This window comes from Haladaptatus sp. HS23 (assembly GCF_056892285.1).
Window position 1 is genome coordinate 426,791 of record NZ_JBXGLH010000001.1, and the last position, 21,171, is coordinate 447,961.

21 protein-coding genes and 1 tRNA gene are annotated in these 21,171 nt (G+C 61.9%); 7 read left to right on the forward strand and 15 right to left on the reverse strand.

Annotation, left to right across the window (positions count from 1 at the left end):
- Positions 1 to 74: 74 nt before the first annotated feature.
- Positions 75 to 878 (forward strand): GNAT family N-acetyltransferase, encoded by an 804-nt coding sequence (locus AC1XDK_RS02315; RefSeq protein ID WP_483348157.1) that lies wholly within the window; start codon positions 75 to 77, stop codon positions 876 to 878.
- Positions 879 to 1,052: 174 nt separating this feature from the next.
- Here AC1XDK_RS02315 and AC1XDK_RS02320 read toward each other — a convergent pair whose 3' ends face one another.
- From AC1XDK_RS02320 to AC1XDK_RS02330, 3 genes are read right to left on the reverse strand one after another with little or no spacing between them, the layout of a single operon-like run.
- Positions 1,053 to 1,238: a hypothetical protein gene (locus AC1XDK_RS02320; RefSeq protein WP_483348158.1), complete on the reverse strand. Its 186-nt coding sequence runs from the start codon at positions 1,236 to 1,238 to the stop codon at positions 1,053 to 1,055.
- A gap of 27 nt (positions 1,239 to 1,265) precedes the next feature.
- Positions 1,266 to 2,336, reverse strand: coding sequence for an archaeosine biosynthesis radical SAM protein RaSEA (locus AC1XDK_RS02325; RefSeq protein WP_483348159.1), 1,071 nt, complete (start codon positions 2,334 to 2,336; stop codon positions 1,266 to 1,268).
- A gap of 15 nt (positions 2,337 to 2,351) precedes the next feature.
- A complete protein-coding gene (locus AC1XDK_RS02330; protein ID WP_483348160.1) occupies positions 2,352 to 2,771 on the reverse strand; it encodes a VanZ family protein in 420 nt (139 codons plus the stop codon).
- 313 nt (positions 2,772 to 3,084) lie between these two features.
- Between AC1XDK_RS02330 and AC1XDK_RS02335 the strand changes: the two genes are divergently transcribed.
- Complete coding sequence (locus AC1XDK_RS02335) at positions 3,085 to 4,299, forward strand: trans-sulfuration enzyme family protein (protein ID WP_483348161.1); 1,215 nt, start codon at positions 3,085 to 3,087, stop codon at positions 4,297 to 4,299.
- A gap of 3 nt (positions 4,300 to 4,302) precedes the next feature.
- Here AC1XDK_RS02335 and AC1XDK_RS02340 read toward each other — a convergent pair whose 3' ends face one another.
- From AC1XDK_RS02340 to AC1XDK_RS02375, 8 genes are all read right to left on the reverse strand, one after another.
- The gene (locus tag AC1XDK_RS02340) at positions 4,303 to 4,572 is read right to left on the reverse strand and encodes a DUF7994 family protein (protein WP_483348162.1); all 270 of its coding nucleotides are present in this window, start codon (positions 4,570 to 4,572) and stop codon (positions 4,303 to 4,305) included.
- A 67-nt stretch (positions 4,573 to 4,639) separates the two neighbouring features.
- Positions 4,640 to 5,104 carry a hypothetical protein gene (locus AC1XDK_RS02345; protein WP_483348163.1) on the reverse strand — a complete coding sequence of 155 codons (465 nt, stop codon included), beginning with the start codon at positions 5,102 to 5,104 and terminating at the stop codon, positions 4,640 to 4,642.
- Positions 5,101 to 5,235, reverse strand: a complete 135-nt coding sequence (locus AC1XDK_RS02350) for a hypothetical protein (RefSeq protein WP_483348164.1) — start codon at positions 5,233 to 5,235, stop codon at positions 5,101 to 5,103. Before AC1XDK_RS02350 ends, AC1XDK_RS02345 begins: the two co-directional genes overlap by 4 nt.
- 63 nt (positions 5,236 to 5,298) lie before the next feature.
- Entirely contained in the window at positions 5,299 to 6,258 is a 960-nt protein-coding gene (locus tag AC1XDK_RS02355) for an aldo/keto reductase (protein WP_483348165.1), read from the reverse strand.
- A 126-nt stretch (positions 6,259 to 6,384) separates the two neighbouring features.
- Positions 6,385 to 6,651 carry a DUF8028 family protein gene (locus AC1XDK_RS02360; RefSeq protein WP_483348166.1) on the reverse strand — a complete coding sequence of 89 codons (267 nt, stop codon included), beginning with the start codon at positions 6,649 to 6,651 and terminating at the stop codon, positions 6,385 to 6,387.
- A gap of 211 nt (positions 6,652 to 6,862) precedes the next feature.
- Positions 6,863 to 7,669 carry a ZIP family metal transporter gene (locus AC1XDK_RS02365; protein WP_483348167.1) on the reverse strand — a complete coding sequence of 269 codons (807 nt, stop codon included), beginning with the start codon at positions 7,667 to 7,669 and terminating at the stop codon, positions 6,863 to 6,865.
- Between the two features lie 333 nt (positions 7,670 to 8,002).
- Positions 8,003 to 8,260, reverse strand: coding sequence for a DUF8028 family protein (locus AC1XDK_RS02370; protein ID WP_483348168.1), 258 nt, complete (start codon positions 8,258 to 8,260; stop codon positions 8,003 to 8,005).
- Between the two features lie 339 nt (positions 8,261 to 8,599).
- A complete protein-coding gene (locus AC1XDK_RS02375) occupies positions 8,600 to 9,394 on the reverse strand; it encodes a helix-turn-helix transcriptional regulator (RefSeq protein ID WP_483348169.1) in 795 nt (264 codons plus the stop codon).
- Between the two features lie 243 nt (positions 9,395 to 9,637).
- Here AC1XDK_RS02375 and AC1XDK_RS02380 point away from each other — a divergent pair, with 243 nt between their 5' ends.
- Entirely contained in the window at positions 9,638 to 14,470 is a 4,833-nt protein-coding gene (locus AC1XDK_RS02380) for a S8 family serine peptidase (RefSeq protein ID WP_483348170.1), read from the forward strand.
- A 572-nt stretch (positions 14,471 to 15,042) separates the two neighbouring features.
- On the opposite strand, the gene AC1XDK_RS02385 is transcribed toward AC1XDK_RS02380, so the two are convergent.
- Complete coding sequence (locus AC1XDK_RS02385) at positions 15,043 to 15,831, reverse strand: lamin tail domain-containing protein (RefSeq protein WP_483348171.1); 789 nt, start codon at positions 15,829 to 15,831, stop codon at positions 15,043 to 15,045.
- A 453-nt stretch (positions 15,832 to 16,284) separates the two neighbouring features.
- Positions 16,285 to 16,436, reverse strand: a tRNA-Met gene (locus tag AC1XDK_RS02390).
- Positions 16,437 to 16,639: 203 nt separating this feature from the next.
- Between AC1XDK_RS02390 and AC1XDK_RS02395 the strand changes: the two genes are divergently transcribed.
- Complete coding sequence (locus AC1XDK_RS02395) at positions 16,640 to 17,764, forward strand: DUF7115 domain-containing protein (protein WP_483348172.1); 1,125 nt, start codon at positions 16,640 to 16,642, stop codon at positions 17,762 to 17,764.
- Between the two features lie 13 nt (positions 17,765 to 17,777).
- Here the strand turns inward: AC1XDK_RS02395 and AC1XDK_RS02400 are convergent, their stop codons facing one another.
- Positions 17,778 to 18,140 carry a DUF5830 family protein gene (locus AC1XDK_RS02400; RefSeq protein ID WP_483348173.1) on the reverse strand — a complete coding sequence of 121 codons (363 nt, stop codon included), beginning with the start codon at positions 18,138 to 18,140 and terminating at the stop codon, positions 17,778 to 17,780.
- 85 nt (positions 18,141 to 18,225) lie between these two features.
- On the opposite strand from AC1XDK_RS02400, the gene AC1XDK_RS02405 reads away from it, so the two are divergent.
- Positions 18,226 to 18,870: a TVP38/TMEM64 family protein gene (locus AC1XDK_RS02405; protein WP_483348174.1), complete on the forward strand. Its 645-nt coding sequence runs from the start codon at positions 18,226 to 18,228 to the stop codon at positions 18,868 to 18,870.
- On the opposite strand, the gene AC1XDK_RS02410 is transcribed toward AC1XDK_RS02405, so the two are convergent.
- Positions 18,867 to 18,989: an HVO_2523 family zinc finger protein gene (locus AC1XDK_RS02410; RefSeq protein WP_483348175.1), complete on the reverse strand. Its 123-nt coding sequence runs from the start codon at positions 18,987 to 18,989 to the stop codon at positions 18,867 to 18,869. The genes AC1XDK_RS02405 and AC1XDK_RS02410 overlap by 4 nt on opposite strands.
- Before the next feature lie 189 nt (positions 18,990 to 19,178).
- Here AC1XDK_RS02410 and AC1XDK_RS02415 point away from each other — a divergent pair, with 189 nt between their 5' ends.
- Entirely contained in the window at positions 19,179 to 19,676 is a 498-nt protein-coding gene (locus tag AC1XDK_RS02415; protein ID WP_483348176.1) for a PGF-CTERM sorting domain-containing protein, read from the forward strand.
- A gap of 3 nt (positions 19,677 to 19,679) precedes the next feature.
- Positions 19,680 to 21,155, forward strand: a complete 1,476-nt coding sequence (locus AC1XDK_RS02420; protein ID WP_483348177.1) for a molybdopterin-dependent oxidoreductase — start codon at positions 19,680 to 19,682, stop codon at positions 21,153 to 21,155.
- The last annotated feature ends 16 nt before the right edge of the window (positions 21,156 to 21,171 follow it).

The following is a 21,171-nucleotide window of genomic DNA, read 5'->3' on the forward strand; positions in this document are numbered from 1 at the left end:
TTTCGAGTTTATAATCCGAAGCGAGCTTTTTTAGGCGATAAATAATAAATCCCCTCGGAGTGGTACCCATTCCTATGGGAGTACCCGCCGACCTCGAATTCGAAGACGCGATTCAGGAACGTATCTACCACCACGTCGAGCGGAACGGTTCGGCCACGGTCGAAGAGGTCCGCGACGACGTACGAATCGATTCCCCGTCCGGGTCGAAACCGGCCCGTTCGGGGACGACGGAGCCACAGGTTCGGATTCCGCCGGAGGAGTTCCACGAATCCGTCGCCGCGCTCGTCGATTCCGGCCACCTCGTTCAGGACGAGGGCGAACTGCACCTCGCACTCGACGACGAAGTCGAGACGTACGAGAAGTCCGACCTCTCGTACTCCATCCGGCAGGCCCACCAGTTCGACTGGACGGGCATCGAGACGGCGATTCACGAAGTCGCCGACGAAGGTGCGTCGATTTCCGCACAGCGCGTCGCCGCCGACATCGGGAACGAGGGTGCGCTCTTGCGACACAACGACCGACGTTCGCGACTGTTCTACGTCGCAACGGTGGACGACGGCGAGAACGAGGGCGAAATCGCCGGGTGGGTTCACTTGGACGCGCCGGAACTCGACCAACTGCGCCACACCGCCGAACTGACCGTCGGCGTGCGCGGTCCCTTCCGAGAACACGGCATCGGCGGCCGACTGCTGGAACGCGCGATGAACTGGGCACACGAAACGGGCTACAACAAAGTCTACCAGAGCCTTCCCGCGACCAACGAAACCGCCATCGAACTGCTGGAAGAGTACGGTTGGGAAACCGAGGCCGTCCGCGCGGACCACTACCTCGTCGGCGACGAATTCGTGGACGAGGTCATGATGGCACGGAAGCTCTGAATCGCGACGGCGAGAAGCGTCTACACGTCGTTCGTCACGAACACTCACGTCCACCAGAAAACGAACCGTCCGTTGTCTATCTCCGTCGAGAGACGAGTCGCCATCCGACGGAAGCCAACACCCCGACCACGAAAAGCAGGACGAGCGGCCACATGATGACCGGTCCGGCGTACATCAGCGCCGTACCTCGGTCGGCGAGTCCGTGGCTATCCACTCCGCTGTCCGCTCCGGATGCCGGATCTCCACCCAGCCGTTCGAACAAAACACCGTCTCGTAGGTTCCTCCACCCTTCGTCATTCCTTCGGGCTCTCGCCCGTCCCCCCGTCCGGTGATTGGCGTGGAGCGTACTTTGTTATCCACGCCGTAGCCCCGGTAGGTTCGACCTGACTACCGTGCCAGCGGAAGGCTATAGCTCGTTTCCCGCTCCACGACCGCCTCCCACGTGTGTTCACACTCACAGGAGACTTCGGAGAAGACGGAGGGGTCTTGGCGCAGGTCGAAGTCCTTGATGGCCTTCTGTACGAGGTCGTCGCACTCGCCGCAGTTGTGTGCGCCACGGTCGCTACCGTGTCCGACGGGGTCGGAAACGACGATTGCCGGCACGTCGGCGGTGTCCTCTAACACCTCGCAGACGCTCCAGAGCCACGGCGGACGGTAGCCGTTGCGGAAGTGGAGTTCGTCGATCATCGTGTAGCGCTGGACGTTGGTCGGGTTCATCGAGACGGTGTGGGCGTACTCGGCGCACTTCCGGATGGACTCCTTCATGTCCTGTACGGCCTCCGCTTCCGAGAGGAATATCGGTTTCATCAGCAGATAGGCCTTGATTCCCGCGCCGACGGACTCGGCGTTCTCGCTGGCTTGGATGAACTCCTCGAAGTCGAAGTACTTGTTCACGCAGTCGTGGCGCACGCGGTCGTTGGCCGTCTCCAGTCCGATGGCGACGTCGGTTTCGAGGCCGACGCCGCGGAAGTCCTGCAGTTTCTCCGCCGTGACGAAATCCGGCAGGCTCTCGACGACGATTCGGTCGCGGTCGGCGAACGTCTCCGCGATGGCCCGTCGCGTCTCCGCGCCGACCTCGCGCTCGTCCAGGAACGAACCGGACGTGTAGATTTTGATGAGGCCGCTCTTCCCGTCGGCGTTCTCGCGTTCGTGTTCGAGACAAACCTCGATTTGGTCCATCAGGGCGTCGTGGCCGACGCTCCCCCCTTCGACGGATTCCGCGACGTAGCCGCACATCGTACAGCCACCGGCGCGTGCCCAGCGACAGCCGCCGGTGTTGAGGATGATGGTGAGGCTCCGGTAGACGCCGTCGGGCGTGTTGTCCTCGTCCAACCACACCCGGGTCGGTTCGTGTGGGTCGTAGTGTTTCTCCTTTTTCGCGCGAATGTCGCGCATCACGGAGTTGTGGGCATCCATGCCCTTGCCCCGCTCGTAGCTCTCGGGCGTCGGCGTACTCATTGTCGGAGAAAACGGTTACGAGCGTAAATCGGCTTCGTCTCGCCGGGCGATGAGCCACCACCCGAACGCACCCACCGCCGCACCGATAGCGTCCGCGCCGACGTCCATCGCCGACGTGTGACGGAGCGGCACCGTCAACTGGGCGAACTCCATGGCGATGCCGAACACGACTGCACCGACTATCGCGAAGAGCAGTGTGCGACCGTATCGGGCGCGGCGGCCGTCTCCAGACGCCGCAATGGCGATGGAGACGGCTAAAACCGCGTACCCCAACGCGTGATACCATTTGTCCCGGCCGAAGAGGGCGAGCGGCCCCAACCGCTCGACGCCGACGTCGGGCGACGCGAACACGGAAAAGTAGCAGATGATGGCCGCCACGAGGACGACGACGAGCCACCGTCGTCGCGCGGTCGCTTCGGCACGAAAGGAAGACATTCGTTCGACGGTTCGGGAGAAACGGGCTAAAGCGCGATGATTTCTCCCGGCAAAGTTTCGGACGGACGAGGGCGAGCGCACTGTCCAGTTGCGTGCTCGTCGAAAGGGTTTTTCGAGGGTACCAGTGTCCCCGCGCGCAAGCGAAATTCACCAAGAAATGCCGGGATTCCTCGCTGAGTTTAGCTCGAACAGGTCCGTAAGATACCAACACTATGTTTCACAATAATTCACAGGGAATCGCAATTCTCGCGGTGCATGGCAACGTCTGCCGCATCGAAAGCTTCTAAGTCTGGTTCTCGAACGGGACGGTGGTATGACCGACGAGTCCGGTGACTCCCCGAAATTCGAAACGATGGCGGTGACGCACGCGGAACAACCACCGCACCACGACCGAGCGGGCGACGTGACGATGCCCATCCACCTCGCATCGACCTACGAGGCCGGCGGAATCGACCCGGACGTCGGGTTGGAGGATTTGGACCCCGACGAAAACCAGTATCTCTACTCCCGTCTCGCGAACCCGACCCGCCACGCGTTGGAACAACGCATCGCGGCGCTCGAAGGCGGCGAACACGGCATGGCTTTCGCCTCGGGTACGTCCGCAATCGTCGCCACGATTACGGCGTCCGTCAGCCCCGGCGACCACGTCGTCGCGTTCGACGACCTCTACGGTGGGACGAAGACGATGCTCAAGGACCTGTTCCGCGACCGCCTCGACGTGGCCGTCGATTTCGTGGACGCCCGCGACACCGACGCCGTCTCCGACGCCGTGTGCGACGAAACGGCGCTCATCTGGATGGAGACGCCGACGAACCCGCTCCTCCGTCTCTGTGACATCGAAGCCATCGCCTCCGTCGCCGAATCGGTCGATGCGACCCTCGGCGTGGACAACACCTTCCTCTCGCCGTACTTCCAGCACCCGCTCGAACTCGGTGCCGACGTCGTTGTTCACAGCACGACGAAGTACCTGAACGGCCACAGCGACTCCATCGGCGGTGCCGTCGTCACCGACGACGCCGACCTCGCCGACGAAATCGGCTTCCTCCAACAGGTCGGCATGGGCAACATGCTCGCCCCCTTCGACGCCTTCCTGACCCTCCGCGGCCTGAAGACGCTCCCGCTCCGCATGCGCCAGCACGAGTCCAACGCCGCCGAAATCGCGGCGTATCTGGACGAACACGACGCGGTTTCGACCGTCTACTACCCCGGACTCGAATCCCACCCGCAGTACGACCTCGCTCAGCGGCAGATGGACGGCGCGGGCGGCGTCCTCTCGTTCGAACTCGACGGCGATTTGGACGAAGTGAAGCGCTTCGTGGCCGAACTGGACGAGTTCCCGCTAGCCGTCAGCCTCGGCGGCGTGGAGTCGCTCATCGAACACCCGGCGAGCATGACCCACGCGCCGCTGACGCCCGAGGAGCGCGCCGAAATCGGCATCTCGGACTCGTTACTTCGCGTCTCGGTCGGCGTCGAACACCCGAAGGACCTCATCGAGGACTTGGAATCGGCGTTCGACGCGCTCGAATAGGAACTACAGGAACCAGTACGCAGCCATTCCCGCGGCGAACGAAACGGCGGCGAGGCCGAAAACCGCGACGGTTCGTGACGTGGATGTCGGTTCATCGGCGGAGAAGTGACGAGAGTCGCGGAACTGCATAATTCCGATAGCGACGAGGGCCGCGCCGCCGATCGAACCGAGCGCGGCGTACAGGGTGATGGTACTGGCACTGAGGAGGGATGAGGCGACCATCGTTGCCCCGATGACGACGGAGCCGATGCCCCTCATTTCGTGTGTTTCCATACGTGAATTTCAGGCGTGCAATCAGTTAGTCGTTCGGATGGCTCGAATCGTTTCTCAGCGAGCACTATCAGACGTGTTTCGCGCCGAACGCACCGGCGACGACGCCCGCCAATAGGAGACAGACGACCGTTCCCGCGAGTACCGGCGTCGTGCCGTCGGCGACGAGCAATCGGCCGAGTTCCGCGAGCGCGTGGTCGAGGCCGACGAACAGGGCGGCGGCACCGCCGAGGAGCGCGAGCGAAAGTCCGGTCGTGAGGAGGCCGTGGAGTCCGCCGCGGGTCGAATCTCCACCGGCGTACCGTCCCGTGACGTAGCTCCCGACCGGGAATGCAAGCGTACTCAGGAGTGCCGACCCGTTCAGGAGGGTATCGAACACGCCGACGAAGACGAGGAGTGCGGGAACGAGGTGCGCGCCAAGTACCACAATCATTCCGACCGCGATTGCCCCGCCGTCGATGCGGGAGCGGTCGGCCCGTCGACTCTTCGCTCGGCGGACGCGGGCAAGCGGCGCGTCGGTATCGTCGTCGCTCATCGTTCACGGCGGCCGTTGCGGTCGGTGCTGTCGTTGTGGTCGGTGCGGCCGGTGCGGTTTCCGTGGGTCTCGACGGGAACACAATGTTCACTGGTGGTGGCACACGAGACCGACGGCGAACTCCCGGTCATATCGGTGAATCGTTCGTTCTCCGTCAAAAACGCTTGGCTCGGGTTTCGGCCGACGACTTATGTCTATTTCGCGTTCGTCAGTCGCTCGAACTGATCGTCGGACAGGGACACGTCGGTCGAAGCGAGGTTCTCCTCCAACTGTTCGACGGTTCGTGCGCCGATGATGGGCGCGGTCACGGCGTCGTGTTTCAGCAACCACGCGAGGCTGACCTCCGCGGGCGTCGCTCCGACTTCGTCGGCGACGGCCTCGACGACTTCCAGTACGTCGAAGTTCTCATCGGTGAGGTAGCTGTCGCGGAACTGCTGGTCGGTCGCACCGCGGGTTCCCGCCGCCGGTTCCTCGTTCCGCGAGTACTTGCCCGTCAGGAAGCCACCGCCCAGCGGCGACCACGGAACGATGCCGATGTCGTAATCCTCGCACATCGGGATGTAGTTCGGTTCGACTTCGCGGTTGACGAGGTTGTACCGTGGCTGTGCGAGACGGAAGGGTTCGTACTCCATCTCGTTCGCCTTGGCGACCTTCCACGCGTTGGGTTCGAGCGTCGAGGTGCCGAGGTAGTTCACTTTGCCGTCGCGGACGAAGCCGTCGAGCGTGCGCATGAACTCGTCGGCGGGCGTGTCGTCGTCCCACCGGTGGATGTAGAGGAGGTCCACGTAGTCCGTCCCGAGACGGTCGAGGATGAGGTCCATCTGTCGGCGCAGGTGTTTTCGGGAGAGACCGCGGCCGTTAGGGTCGTCCTTCCGCGTCGGCCAGTAGATTTTGGACGCGATGACGAAGTCCTCCCGGTCGCGGTCGGAGAGCCAATTGCCGATGTAAGTCTCGCTCTCGCCGTCGCCGTACATGTCTGCGGTGTCGATGAAGTTACCGCCCGCGTCTGCGTAGGCGTCGAGGAGTTCGTGTGCGCGGTTCTCGCTGATTTCGACCTCCCCCTCGTCGTTTTCGCGTCCGAATCGCCACGTTCCGAACGCGACTTCGCTCACTTTCGTGCCGGTGTTACCCAGCGATACGGTTTCGAGTCCCATATCCGGACGTATTCGTGGAGGACGGTTAAATCGAGCGAAGAAGGTGTGACGGAAGTGTAGTGCGGTGTGGTGTGACGGAGGTGTGGTGGAGGGCGGTCGAGCGGGGAGGCGGGCGATTCCTCTGACTTATTCCTGACCGTAGGCGTGTCCGACGAAGAGCGCGATGATGTTGCAGCCAAGCAAAGCGAGAAAGAGGGTACTCTCGGCGTCAGAGAGACCGTTCAGGAAGAGAAACGGATAGAAGAATGGGCAGACGACGGCCGACCAGAAGCCAACGAATTGGAACGGCGTCGTCAGCGAGTGCTCGTTGAATCTCGCGTGCAATGCGGTCAGTCTCCGGCGATCGACGGCGACCGATTCACCGTCGTTCTCGTAGATGGTTGTTCCCGGCATCGTAGCACACCCGTGCCCGGCTAAATCATTGCCGAGGGATATCTTATAATGGAACGAGCGTTGGTGTGAATTCAGACCGTTTACGGTCTATGAACAGACCTGTCTATTCGGGGATAACGACCTCAAATCGTCCCGTTCGATTTAAAATCGTTTCTGAGACGGTGAACCGATGGGGCACGGAGAGCGACGAAAGGATGTGCACTGACTAGGTTCAGATGAACGCTAGCGGCAACATCAGCAGTACGCCGAGGGTGAGACCCGAGAGGAGTTCTCGGTAGCCATCGCCTGGGAGGTTTTCACCGACTTCGAGCGCTTCGGGGATGAACTCCGAGAGGACGAGATAAATCATCGCTCCGGCGGCGAATCCGAACCCCATCGGCAGGAACCCGCGGGCGCTTCGCACGAAGTAGAAGGCGATGACGGCACCGATGGGTTGCGGGAGACTGGAGAAGACCGACCACCAGACCATTCGCCATTTGCTCACGCCCATCGCGTGAAGCGGGATAGATATCGCCACGCCTTCCGGAATATTGTGAATCGAGATGGCGAGCGTCATGAATATCGCCAAGAGCGGAACGACGAACCCGGCGAACTGATAACCACCCTGGAAACCGAGGTCGGCGAACGAGACGCCGATAGCGACGCCTTCCGGGAAACTGTGGACCGTGAGGACGCCGAGGATGAGGACGAGTTTCTTGAAATCCGCCTGCTCGTACTTCTTCGGGTTCACGTCCGCGCCGGAGATGACGTAATCGCTGACGACGACGAGAGCGACGCCCACCAAAATCCCGATGACGACGCCCGACAAACTGCCGCCGTTCGCGCTCGAAAGGCCTTCCGAAATCAGACCGAAGACGGACGCGGACACCATGATTCCGGATGCGAGGCCCCAGAGCGCCACGTTCCAGCGGTCGCTTACGTCCTTGACGAGAAAGAAAGGGAGCGCACCGACACCCGTCGCAAGCGCCGTAATCAACCCCGCGATGAACACCAACACGAGATTAGCGAGAAGATTCATACTCGCCGTTGGGACTCGAAAGGGATAATAGTTATCAATATAGTTACTATTTTTGGTGAGCCTAAAACGGATTGGATGGGATTGGGAACAGTATTTCACGGAATGAAAAATATACTTCGGATATTTCCGTTCGCCATCGGGATACGAGCGATAGCACACGAACGAATGCGAAGAGAAACCGGCTACAACGAGTCGAACACGGCGTCCAACGGTCAGTTCCGAACTGTCGAGTCGAAGACGAGATTCGGGTGTAGTGCGGGACTGCGTCGATGTGAGATTCCGTCGGCGCAGCGAGCGTGTCGTTCAGGGCAGCGACGCGCATGGGGACGGTTCTCAGTCGCGCTTGTAGCCGTGGCCGACGACCATCGCGACGAGGTTGAGGACGAACAACAGGGCCAACACGTCGGCGGAGTCCGTGATGGAACCACCGTAGAGGAGGGGAAGGTATCCTAAGGGGAGGGCAACGGCCGCCCAGAATCCGATGAACTGGACGGGCGCGAGAAGCCTTTTACCGGCCGTTTCGACGGCGTTCTGGGCGGAGAATTCGAAGTCCGATGCACCTTCTTTCTGTATCGTTGGAGGACTCGACATGATTTCTTCGGGATGTATCTCCCACTATAACTGGAGGGGCCATATAACGAGTCGAGAGTAAAGTGTAATTCACGACGTTTCATCCCATCAATGTCGGTTCACAGACGTTTCATAAATGCCTCAGAAACCATTAGATGTTTCATAAAGTCTTCTACATACGCTACTACAAAATAGATGTTACTTTCACATACGTTATGCATCCGCCGTTCTCGGGACGGTGATTTTGTAGACGAGAAAATACGATTCCATCCAAATAAACCTATTCTGAAACTTACGTCGCGTCAGTCGTTCGACATCCTTGTACGTTCTACAGATAGGAGCGGAGTACGGTCCGAACCCTTATCGGTTCAAATTCGGTATCGTCTCCACCTGCCGGCTTTCCGTCCGATACGCCTCGTACGTGGTCGCCGCCCACTCCACTAAATCGAGACTCTCACCGTCGAGACAGGCCCGAAGGTTTCCCAGTTCGTCGAACACGGACAGCAACACGCGTTCATCGTCGAGAATCAGCACCCCGAACGGGAGGTCGTCGAGAACACGAAAGAGGTCGAAGTTGTCTATCGACCCCGACGGTCGCCCTTCGTTTGACTGTCTCGTCGCCGATTGGAGGCAGGTTTCTGACGCGAGGAGTTCCACCTGCGTTCCGTTCGCGAGGAGCTCCCGACCGGCGTCCGCGAACAGCGGACTGAGGATGGGAGTCATTCCTCGGAGGTGGTCGATCGATGTCGTCGTGAGAACGTCGATGAGATACGTTATCGTTCGGTAGGGGTCGTTTTTCGTCGTGGAAACCATCCTCGCGTGTCTGGTGGCGTGTATCGGAAAGGTCTCGTTCGACGCCCCGAGGTACGTGAGGAACTCCTCGTACTCCTCGACCCACTCTATCGTGTGAATCAACTCCTCGTACGCGTCCAAGACGAGTTCACCGGCCTCCGTCAGTCGATACGCGCCGTCGACGCGTCGCGCCCATCCGTAGTCGGTGAACGTCCGGAGGCTTCGATGGACGGTCGAACGCGACATCGAGAGACGCTCTCCGAGCGTTCCCACCGTTTCCTCCGCCTCGCTTCGAAGGGCCTTCAGGAGGCGGATGCGGTTCATCGAACTGGTGAGAAATCCGGCGTATTCGTGTGACTTCATCCGTCTCCGATAGCGGTCCCGTTCGTCCGTTTGACGGAGGGGCAGGCCGCACGGTGGTCTTCACTCCATGCGGCTCGTTGCATAGCTTGAGATGTCGTGTCATCCTCTGCAGGTCGTGTCGCTTGCGGAGTTAAATTCATCCCTTGAAGTATTTATTCAGTACGTAGCTATATATGAATTATGCGAATAACCCATAACGTGTTGCGTAGAAAACAAAAAATACTGGCACTCACCCTCGTTTGGGTGGTAACGATTTCATGTAGTGCGCCGTTCGTCGGTGCCGCTACAACCGTACAGAACCAGAACAGCACGGCCCTCGACACGCAGGGCCAACTCGGCTCCGTGGGAACGTCGGTTTCCCCCGACGCCACCGCACCAATCGACCCGGCACTGACGAAAACGGACGGGACCGTAACGGTCGTCGTGAGATTGGACGAAGCGAATCCCTCGGTGACCGCCGACCGCGCCGCGACGATAGAGACGTTGCGGACTCACGCGGAGCGAAGTCAGCGTCCCGTTCTCTCGTACGCGAAGAAGCATACGAAGAGCGTGATCGTTCTCAACCGCTTGTGGATCACGAACGCCGTCGTTCTCCGCGTCGACAAGGGTGACGTCGACCTGAAGGAGATTGCCAAAATAGACGGCGTGAAACGATTGCACGAGAACTTCGAACTCTCCCTTCCGAAACCGGTCGATTCCAGCGGGAACGACACGCCGGTCGGTATGTACGGGGAGAAAACGGACTCCGTCGGGACGACCGACTACAACACGACCTACGGTCTCGACCAGATCAACGCGACGGACGTGTGGGACTCCTACGACACGAAGGGGTCCGGCGTCAAAGTCGCGGTACTGGACACCGGCGTGGACGTCGACCATCCGGATATCGACCTCTACACCGAAAACGAGAGCGACCCGACCTACCCCGGTGGGTGGGCCGAGTTCGACAGCGAAGGGAACCGAGTTCCGGGTAGCACCCCGCACGATACGGACACGCACGGAACGCACACCAGCGGAACGGTTTCCGGCGGGAACGCCAGCGGCGAGTACATCGGCGTCGCACCGGACGTCAGCCTGATGCACGGCCTCGTCCTGCCCAGCGGCGGCGGTTCGTTCGCACAGGTCGCCGGCGGGATGCAGTGGGCGGTCGAACAGGACGCCGACGTCATCAGCATGAGCCTCGGTGCGACCGGCTACTACGCCGACATGGTCGAACCCGTCCGGAACGCCGAATCGGCGGGGACCATCGTGGTCGCCGCCGCCGGAAACAGCGGCGAAGGGACGAGCGGTTCGCCCGGCAACGTGTACGAGTCGTTCGCCATCGGCGCGTCGAACGAGGACCGAGGCATCGCCTCCTTCTCCAGCGGCGAGGAGATAGACACCGAGAACGATTGGGGAAGCGACGCACCCACCTCGTGGCCGGACTCCTACGTCGTTCCCGACGTTTCGGCACCCGGTGTGGACGTGAAAAGCTCCGTCCCGGGTGGCGGCTACTCACAGTACTCCGGCACCTCGATGGCCACGCCGCACACCGCGGGTGCGGTTGCACTGCTGCTCTCCGCGTCCGGAGACCTCCAACCGTCGCAGATTCGCGCCGCGTTCCGCGAGACGGCGGAAAAACCGGGGAACTGCTCCCCGAGCTGCTCGCCGCGTGATGGGAACGACACCCGGTACGGTGCGGGTATCGTCGACGTGAAGGCGGCGACCGATACGGTCGCGCTCGAAAACGGAATCACCGGCACCGTCACCGACGGGAGCGGGTCGCCGATAGACGACGCCACCGTCTCGCTCGGGAACGGACACGCGACCGAAACAAACGCGAGCGGCAGCTACACGCTGCTGGAAGAGCCCGGGACGTACGACGTCACGGCGAACGCGTTCGGCTACGAAGCCGACACCGCGACGGTGGACGTCGAAAACGGGACGTTCACGCAGCAGGACTTCTCGCTGTCGCCGGCGCTCGGCGTACGCATCCTCGACGGCCAACCCGACGCGGTCGAAGGAGGAGACACCGTCTCCGTGACCGCCGACGTGCGGAATCTGGACACGTACACCGTCGAACTCACCGGCGACTACGATACGGGGAACGCGACGCTGTTCGTCAACGGCGAGCAACACGCGTTCGGCGAAGCCATCGACATGGGTGGCTACTCCGGTGAACTCAACGTGACGGTCGAAACGGCGTCGGGAACGCACGGGTCGTTCTCGCTCGCCCACACCTTCGAGGGTCCGGGCGACACCGTGGAGACGACGACCGGTCCGACGCAGGTCTTCGAGGAGTACACCACCATCGCCGTGGTCGACTCCGACGAGGGCTACGGCGACCAGACCGCTTCTGCTCTCGACGCGTCGCTTCCCGGAAACTACCAAGTAACCGTCGTGCAGGACGAGAACGCCATGGACGCCGTCGGGGAGTACGACTCGTTCGTCATGCAGGACTTCGACCCCGCACAACTCGACGTACAGGCGTTCATCCACGCGACGAAGGGTCCGAGTACGGGAGTCGTCTGGCTCGAACAGTGGGGAGACGCGAGCGACACCGTCACGTCACGCTCCGATGCCGTCGGCGACCCGGCGGACACTGCGGACGAAGGGTTCGGGGCCGGAAACCCGTACTTCACCATCACGAACTTCAGCCCCATCTTCGAAGGTGTCGGGTCGGTCGGTGACGACGTCACCATCCACACCGGTAGTTGGGGCGACCACGCGTGGTACGACGACTACAGCGGACAGACCGTCGCGACGGTCGGCGACGACGACGGTACCAAAGGGTCCGCAATCGGCGTCGACCGACAGTCCGGAACGGTACTCGCGTCGTCCCTCGGTCGAACGTCCTACGTCCAGAACGAGGACTACACCGAGGAGGCGGACATGATTCTGGCGAACGCCGTCCAGTACGTGAGTACCGCCCCGGCGGTCGTCGTCAAATCCGGACAGCCACGACACGTGAACCCCGGCGAGGAGGTTCGGGTGAACCTGTCCGTGAACCAACTCCGCGACGTGCAGGTCGATTTGAGCGAGAACTCCACGCTCTCGGAGGACGAACTCTCGCTCTACATCGACGGTTGGGGACCGATACCGTTCGGTCTCCCAATCCTCGAACGACCACCGGTGACATCCGACAACTACACCATCAGCGTCGTTCCGGACGAGGACGCGGTCGGTTCCTTCTCGCTCGAAACGACGGCGACGGCGGGTCCCGACGCGGAACGGGTCACGATTCGAACAGGCCCGACCGCGGTCTACGAAGCGCCGATAGACGTCCCCGGTGACGTGGAGTCGCTTCAGGAAGCGATAGACCTCGCGCCGTCGGGCGCGGACATCGTCGTCGGCGACGGCACGTTTACGGAGCAAGTGGACGTGAACACGCCGAACCTGACCATCCGCAGCGCCGACGGTGCCTCGCCGGTCGTCGCGGCACCCGAGAACGCCACCGGAAGCGTCGTCAACGTCTCCGCACCCGACGTGACCATCGACGGCCTCACGGTCGACGCGGACGGACGGACGAGCGGGATCACGGTCGACGGCGCGGACACCGCGACCGTCAGGGGCGTTACGGTCCGTAACGCGGCGACTGGAATCGCGGTGGACGCCGGAAACGATGCGGTCCTCGACGGGAACACCGTCCGAGGCGCGTCGGTCGGTATCGACGCGAACGCACCCGGTGCGTCCGTCACCGACAACACGGTGGAAGACGCGACGACCGGGCTTCGATTCGGTACCGGAAACGACGCAGCTAGCGCGACCGACGTGCGGGGGAACGACGTCGCCGCCGAGACGGGCGTTCTGGTCGACGGCGCGGACGCCGAGTCCGTGTCGCTTCGGTTCAACGACCTCGAAGGGACGAGCGTCGCGGTCGAATCGACGGCGGACGAGACGTTCGACGCGCGACTGAACTACTACGGCGAGCGCGGTCCTGCGAACACGACGTTCACCGGGGGCGTCGTCTACGAACCGTTCCTGACCGCCCAACCGGAAGACGTGAACACCGATTCGCCGACGCAAATCGGTATCGACCTCGACATGCCCGCGACCGCGGGCGGTGGACAGGCGACGTACTACACCGTGGGCATTCCCGGCCCGACGGACCAGACGGTCGGCGACATTTTGGGTTCGTTCGACGGAACGGTCTACGGCTACGACGCGGATTCGGGTCAGTGGGAGCAGTTGACCGCCGACTCGTCGGTCGATGCGCTCGACGCACTGTTGGTCGCGACGACGAGCGACGCTCGCGCCATGCTGACCTTCGCGCACACGCAGGGGCCGCCGTCCCCGCCGGGACAGGCGTCCCTCGTCGAAGGCTGGAACTTCGTGGCAGCACCGCAGTACGCGGGTGCCGACGACGCGTTCGGTGTCTCCTCCGGGAATCCGACGCTCGTGCAGGAGTACGCGACGCAACCCACGAACCAACCCGGGCCGCGGAGCGAACTGAGCGGAACGTACGAACTCGGCAGTTCCGAACCCGGCCCGAACGTGAGCGCGTTCTCGGGGTACTACGTCTACTCGGAATCGTCCGGCACGCTCCCGACGTACCTCACGAGCAACCCGACGATGGCGGAACTGTACGACGGACTGGACATCGCGACCGACGACCGCGGACTGCCGGAGAGTGACGCCTCGATGACGACGATGAAGACGGTGTCGCCGGCGGACGTGTCGGTCGATGCGAACGGAAAGTCCGTGGAACCGCTCCCGACGCTTCCGTCGACCTTCTACGGAACCGTCACCGTGGACGGCGAACCGGCCGACGCCGGAACGACCGTCACGGTGAAAGTCGGCGGCGAGAAGCGCGGAACGTTCACGGTCGGCGAGGACGGTACCCTCGGGGCCGCGGGCGGGACGGCGGAGAAACTCGTCGTCGCCGGAACGAAGGACGACGCGGGGGCACCCGTGACGTTCTCCGTGGACGGCACCACCGCCACGACCGATTCGAAGGTCACGTGGAAACCGGGACAGGTCGAATCGGTACATCTCACCGTCAAGTCGGGCAAGACCCTACGAACGAGCGACGATTCGGAGGGTTCGTCCGACGGGAAGAAGAAATCGAACGACTCGCTCGAACTCCAGGTCGCCTGATCACCGTCGTCGGTGATTTTCACGGTGAACGGGACGAGTGAGCGCGGCTATTTTTTCGCGGATCGGAACCATTCCCGGGTCGAAAACGAGCAGTGTAACGTGTAGAGAAACGAACGGGGGTGGATTCGAACCACCGGGGCCACGGTGTGGCCGCCATCGATGACGTGAAATCATGACTGGCGCATCGATGGTGCTCGTACCGGCGAGCAACCCGTTCTCGCCCCGGAAACCCCCCCGGGGACTCGATTCATCGCGCCATCGGGAAACGGTCCGCACGTGGCTGTGACGGACTTCCGAGGCGGCGATGGTTGCCGACCGTAGGCGAACGACGCGACGGGACTGGCTTCAGCACGACGTTCGCAAGAGAACCGATGTCCGGATCGCGTATTGTTATGCGGTCCTTGAAAGCGGAAGAAAGGGAGATGGAAGCGACTCCTTGTCATCCCTACGGTCGCACGAACGTGAATATCCGGTTCGAATTCGAGAATTCAAAAGCCGAACGGGCTGGAAAATAGCGGCGACCCGACCACCCGAGAACATGGAACGTGGTATCGGAAAAACGGTGGTCGTCCTCAACAGTTGTCGTCGCTCGACTCGTCCGTTTTCGAGTCCGACTCGGAACTGCTCGACATCTGACCGCTTTCGCCGTCCGACCCACCGGAACCGTCCTCGGTAGTGTCGTCCGACTCGTCGCTGTCGGACTGGTCAGTACCGTCGTCCGATGTGGTCTCGTCGCTGGTGGTCGTCGTCTCCTCGTCTTCCGTCGAGGTGGTTTCCTTTTCGGTGGTCGTCTCTTCGCCTTCCGTGGAGGTCGTTTCCTCTTCGGTAGTGGTCTCTTCCTCGGTTGTCGTGGTTTCTTCCTCGGTGGTCGTCTCCTCGTCAGTCGTCGTGTCGTCGCCTCCGTCGTCACCACTGCTACCACTGTCACCACTGCCGAACTGGTCATCTTCGCTGTTGGCCACTTCGTTGCCGTCGGAATCGAGGAGCGCGATGACGTCGCTACCGTCGGTGTCGATGACCTTCTCGTCGAACGGGTCTTCGATGACGACGGCATCGTCCGGAGCCGGATCGGCTCCGGATGCGATCTTTATCGTGTCCCGGGCATCGACGGTCGTTCCGTTCGGGATCGTTCCCTGCTCGCTCGACCCGTCACTCCCGTATTCGAAGTCGACTGTCCAACCGGAAAGGTCGACTTCCGCGGTGGTCATGTTGACGAACACGACGTATTCGCCCGCCGAAGAGACCCCCAATACTTGAAACTCCGGGGTGTCGCTTTCCTGTCCGAACGCCTGTGGTGCGCCCGCGCCGATGGCGATTGCTGCTCCGATACCGGTGAGAACTTTTCTCCGAGTGTGCTCCATGATACATCCAGTACAACACAAAATGTAGCCTTAAAATGTGTTGGCGGAACGAGTTCATGTTCGTAATAACACCTAACAAATACGTAATTGGCAGTTGAATTTACTTTCGAAAAGAGAACTCGTCCACGTCATCGACAATCGCAGTTCGAACCCGCTCTACGCAGCGATGTGACGGTGGGACCTCTCTTCGTGAGTACACATCTTTGTGACCGGTTGTCACAGTCGTCACGGCGATGACTGGTATCGTATCCGGTCATTAGGGAGAAAATCCAATATTAGATACATCCAGTGGACCCACAAATAATCCATCTGCCATACTTTCAGATAGGATGGGAAACGAAGATTCTTTTTTCAATACTTTCGAAACGGGGTAGTTTCGCGGGTTATCTGGAGTTGTCAGTCGGGGGACGAAACTCTCCGTTCTCCAATTACCAGCATTGAGAAGCGAAAACATGCCCGGGGAGGGCTCCGAACCCTCGATCTCCGCATGTCCCAGATTCGAGACCTGGCGGGGCCTCACGGGCGCATGGGAGGCTTCCAAGGCCTGAGCGCCAAATCTCAGAACCCTATGAGTGCGGCGCTATGTCCAGCTAAGCCACCCGGGCTCGATTACGGATAGGCAACTGGTACTCTTTAAAGTTCCCATCTCCATCGGGGATGAGGGGGAACCGAAGGGCGTTGATTGCCACCGCGTCACGCGATTTCGAGGGAAGGAAAGTGTCGATGAAAGCCATCAGAAAAGACACCCGTTTTGTTCTTGTCGTGTGTACCCATCGGTTTTAAGATATGCGCATGACCATTCCCCATTATGAACGTTCCGGGAATCGTCCAGTCCAGCCTTGGAGACGAACACGTGGCCGCGAAAGTGTCCCTCGGGGGCGAAGATGTACTCTACGTGACACCGACGCGGACGCTTATCTATCGCGCCGACGGCTTGCTGAGCGACGAATCCGTCGAGGAGTATCCGCACGATGCGGAGCGAATCAGCGTCTCGGAGGGGCGTCGCAAATCGACCATCACGCTCGATTACGGCATCGACGGCGAAGAGACGTTCAAGATTCCCACGAAGCGCCTCCACGACGCGCTTCACCCCGTCATCGCGGGCGTCCTGAACGGCGCGGGCGTCACCGACTCGAACGAACAGGTCCTCCAGACCTACCAGTTCAGCGAACTGACGCTCGTCCTCACGAGCGCACGCGTGGTAAAACACGTCGGCGAGGCGATTTGGGACACGGATTTCGAGCAGTTCCACTTCGCCGACGTCACTGGACTCGGCGTCGAGGAGGGCACCGTCTCCTCGCAAATCATCATCGAGGCGGAGGGACGACCACAGCGGATAAAAACGCCGAGCGAGCGAGCGCGGGAGGTCCGTGAACGAATCGAACAGGGACTCCTCTCCTATCACGACGTCGGAAGCTACGCCGAGTTCGAGCAGACGGTCGTTCCCGACGACTCGGACCCGGAATCCGACGGGAGCGTCTCGTTCACCGAGGACGACGACGTGTTCGGCGGCGGCGTCGAACCTCTCAACGCGAACCCGCCGGAACTGGACGACGACGGACGGATAGTCGAGACGCCCTCGGCGGACCCGCTCGGTGGCGGCGGAAGCGAAGGTGAAAGCGTGAACGGAAAGGTGGCAGGAAGCATCGCCGAGACTGTGCCCGCCGAGCCAACGTCGGCCGAATCGGTGATGGCCGACACCGAAACCGCGGCGAGCGCTACGGAAAGGGAGATACAAGCCGACGGGTCGAACGCCGACGGGCCGACCGGATTCGCGGATTCGGGCTTCGAATCCGCGAGCGAGAACTTGGACGACCCGGTGGAAGCACAACTCGTCGCGCTGACCGAAACGGTCGAACGGCAGAACGACCTCCTCGAACGCCAGCAGCAGACGATAGAACGACTCATCGAGGAACTCAGCCGCGAACGATAGTCCCGAACGATTTTCACTCCCTGCCGGTTACTTTCCGGATACAGGACGACCCGAACGGGCCGAGTTCGCCCGCGTCGAGTTTGATGAAGTGGCCCGTCGAGATGCCGGTTCCACAGCGTCGGCAGGTGAAGTCGCCCTCCTTGGTCACGACTTGGCTTTTGAAGCGGACGAACCCGCCGCCCGTCGGTCGAACGATTCCGTTTTCGCGTTCGATGATGCCGCGTTTTTCCGCCTCGTCGAGAATCGTCCGCGTCGTCGTCGGGTCGGTCGTGATGGTTTCGATGCGGTCCACCGCCTCCGCGACCGACAACTCGGCGTGTTCGACCTTGCTCAACAGTTCGACCCCCATCGCCACGGGGTCGTCGTCCGATTCCATCGTCTACGAATTCGAGCGAATCGGATTAAACGTTCCGCGCTCGGGTGGAAAGAACTTAGCACTTCCCCTGACTACCGTCGGTCGAATGGAGTTCGCCGGGAATCGACGACAGGTAGCGGGTATCGGGCTGGTCGCGATGGTCGTCATCGCCGGGGTCCTCCTCTCGCCGGAGTTCGTCCTGAAGCAGGTTCGGCACGTGACTCACAATCCGCTCCTCGCCGCGGGACTGTTTCTCGCCGTCTACCTCGTCCGACCGCTGTTCGCGTGGCCGACGACGGTCGTCGCCGTCGCCGTCGGCTACGTGTACGGGCCGGTCGTCGGATTTCCAGTCGCGCTCGGCGGAACCGTGCTGAGCGCGTATCTGCCCTTCGCGGCGGCGCGGTACTTCCGCATCGACTCCGGATTGTTCGGTCGTTTAGGCGACTCCGGTGAGCGATTTTTCGACGCGACCGGCGACCTTCGCGGCATGGTCGCCTCGCGTCTCATGCCCGCACCCTCCGACGCGGTGTCCGCCGCCGCCGGACTGTCGAACGTCCCAGTCCGCTCCTTTCTCCTCGGCACCGCAATCGGTGAAGTCCCGTGGATGGTCGTCGCCGTACTCGCCGGAAGCTCACTCGATACGCTCTCGGTACACGAAATCGGGGAAAACTGGCTCGTCGTGGCCGTCGTCGGCGCCGGGGGACTTCTCTTGCTGGCCGGCCCCGCATACCGGTTCGTCACCGACGATTAGTAGAACGTGTCCGCGCAGTCGTAGACGACGCCGTGTTGCGGGCAGATGTACTTGCAGTGACGGTGGAACATCGACGCACCGCACAGTGGACAGGGCCGTCCCTTCGGCGTCTCCTCCATAGACGTGTAAGGATTTCCCACCCGTATCACGTTTTCCGTCCGCGCGAACGGTGCCGAATTCGACGCCATTCCTAATTGTGGAACACATCTCGATTTTGGAAGAGATTTGGAAGAGAGTGGGTGGAAATCGGGAGAGACCGGGTGAGAGTTCGAAAAACGGCTATTTAATACGGAGGGCTCGATGCGAACATGCACTCCAAACGCATGCTCGTACTGGCGGTCGTACTGACGATTTGTGCCGTTCCCGTGACGGTAAGCGCGGCGGCGAACGACGTTTCGAACGCGCCACTCGCACAGCAGGAAACGACAACGACGACGGACACCATGGGTAACGGAACGATGAACGACAGTATGGACGATTCCATGACGACGACGGATTCGATGGGCGACGACGAGATGACCACGACGGACACGATGGACGATGGAACGTCCGATGACGAAATGACGACCACCGATACCATGGACGACGGGACGACCGACGACGGGATGACTGATGAGACGATGACGGACGACGGAACGACCGACGATCAGATGACCGACGAGACGATGACTGATGACGGGATGACCGACGACAACACGAACGACGGCGGGAGCGGAAATTCGGATACCTCCCTCCCCGGATTCGGCGTCGGAGTTGCGCTGGTCGCACTCGCCGCCGGCGCACTGTACGTCGCACGGAGCCGGTAAACCATGACAGCCGACCAACCCTCCGCGAACCCGCTCGTGGACGTGGCGACCGAAGGAGCGATCAGCCTCCTCGCCGGCGTCGCCGCCGTCGCCGGGTCGTACGCCGTGGTCGGCTTTACCCCCTTCTTCGTCGCCGCGCCGGTCAGCGCGTTCGTGGTCGAAACCACGCCTAACGCGGTCATCACGTGGTCGATACAGACGCTCGGTGACCTCGGCGACCAACTCGGGTTCCTGCTGGCGCTCGTCCTGACGACGCTCCTGTTCGCGGCGACTACGGCGGTCGGCGTGCGAATAGCGGACGCCGCGGACGTTCCCGCCGCGCCGGTCGCCGGCCTCCTCTGTGTCGCACCCGCGTTAGCGTTGACCGGCGCTCCCGTCTCCGCGCTGGCCGCCGGAGCGGGTGCCGGAATCGTCGTCGCGGCGGCCCGGTTCCGTTCGACCGCAGAGGAACCGGTGTCCGAAACGCGACGGAGCCTCCTCCGGGCGCTCGCCGGAGCGGTCGCGGTCGGCGGCGTCGGCGGCGCGCTCGGGGCCGGACGTGGCGACGACACGCCGAAGCGAACCGGACCGGTGAGCGGAGACGTCCAGTCGCTCCTCGACGAGGCCGACGCGAAATCGCTCGCCATCGACGGACTCGAAGGGTTAGTGAGCACGGAGTTCTATCAGGTGGACATCAACAGCGTGGACCCGGTGGTGTCGGCGGACGACTGGGAACTCACGGTGACGGGTGCCGTCGAGGAGGAGTTGCACTTCACCCTCGACGATCTCGAATCGATGCCCGAAGAACACCGGTTCATCACCCTCCGCTGTGTCGGCGAGTCGCTGAACGGAAAGAAGATGGACAACGCGCTTTGGACGGGCGTCCCGATTTCGGCGCTGTTCGAAGGAGCGAGGATGCCCGACGAGTGCTGTGTCATGTTCCGCGCCGCGGACGACTACTACGAGGAGTTCCCCCTCGCGGCGCTCGAAGACGGCTTTTTAGCCTACGAGATGAACGGGAACCCGCTCCCGCGGTCCCACGGCCATCCCGTCCGGGCGCTGATTCCCGGCCACTGGGGCGAAATCAACGTCAAATGGCTCTCGGAAATCGAAGTGCTGGAGCAGGAAGCCGAAGGTTACTGGGAGAAACGCGGCTGGCACGGCACCGGGCCGGTCAACACCGTCGCCAAACTGCACGCCGTCAATCATCTGGACGGCGGTCGGGTGCAAGTCGGCGGACACGCCTATGCTGGCACACGCGGCATCGAACGCGTCGAAGTGTCCACTGACGGCGGAGGGTCGTGGACCGGCGCACAGCTCTCCGAGCCGCTTCCGGGAACGGACGTGTGGCGGCAGTGGGAACACACCTACGAAGCGTCGGGAGCGCACGACGTCGTCGTCCGTGCGACGGACGGGCGGGGAAATCTACAGTCGAAGGACGAAGCGAACGCCTATCCGAACGGGGCGACGGGATGGGTCTCGAAGAGTATCGAGCCGTAGATATATCTGGCTGCAT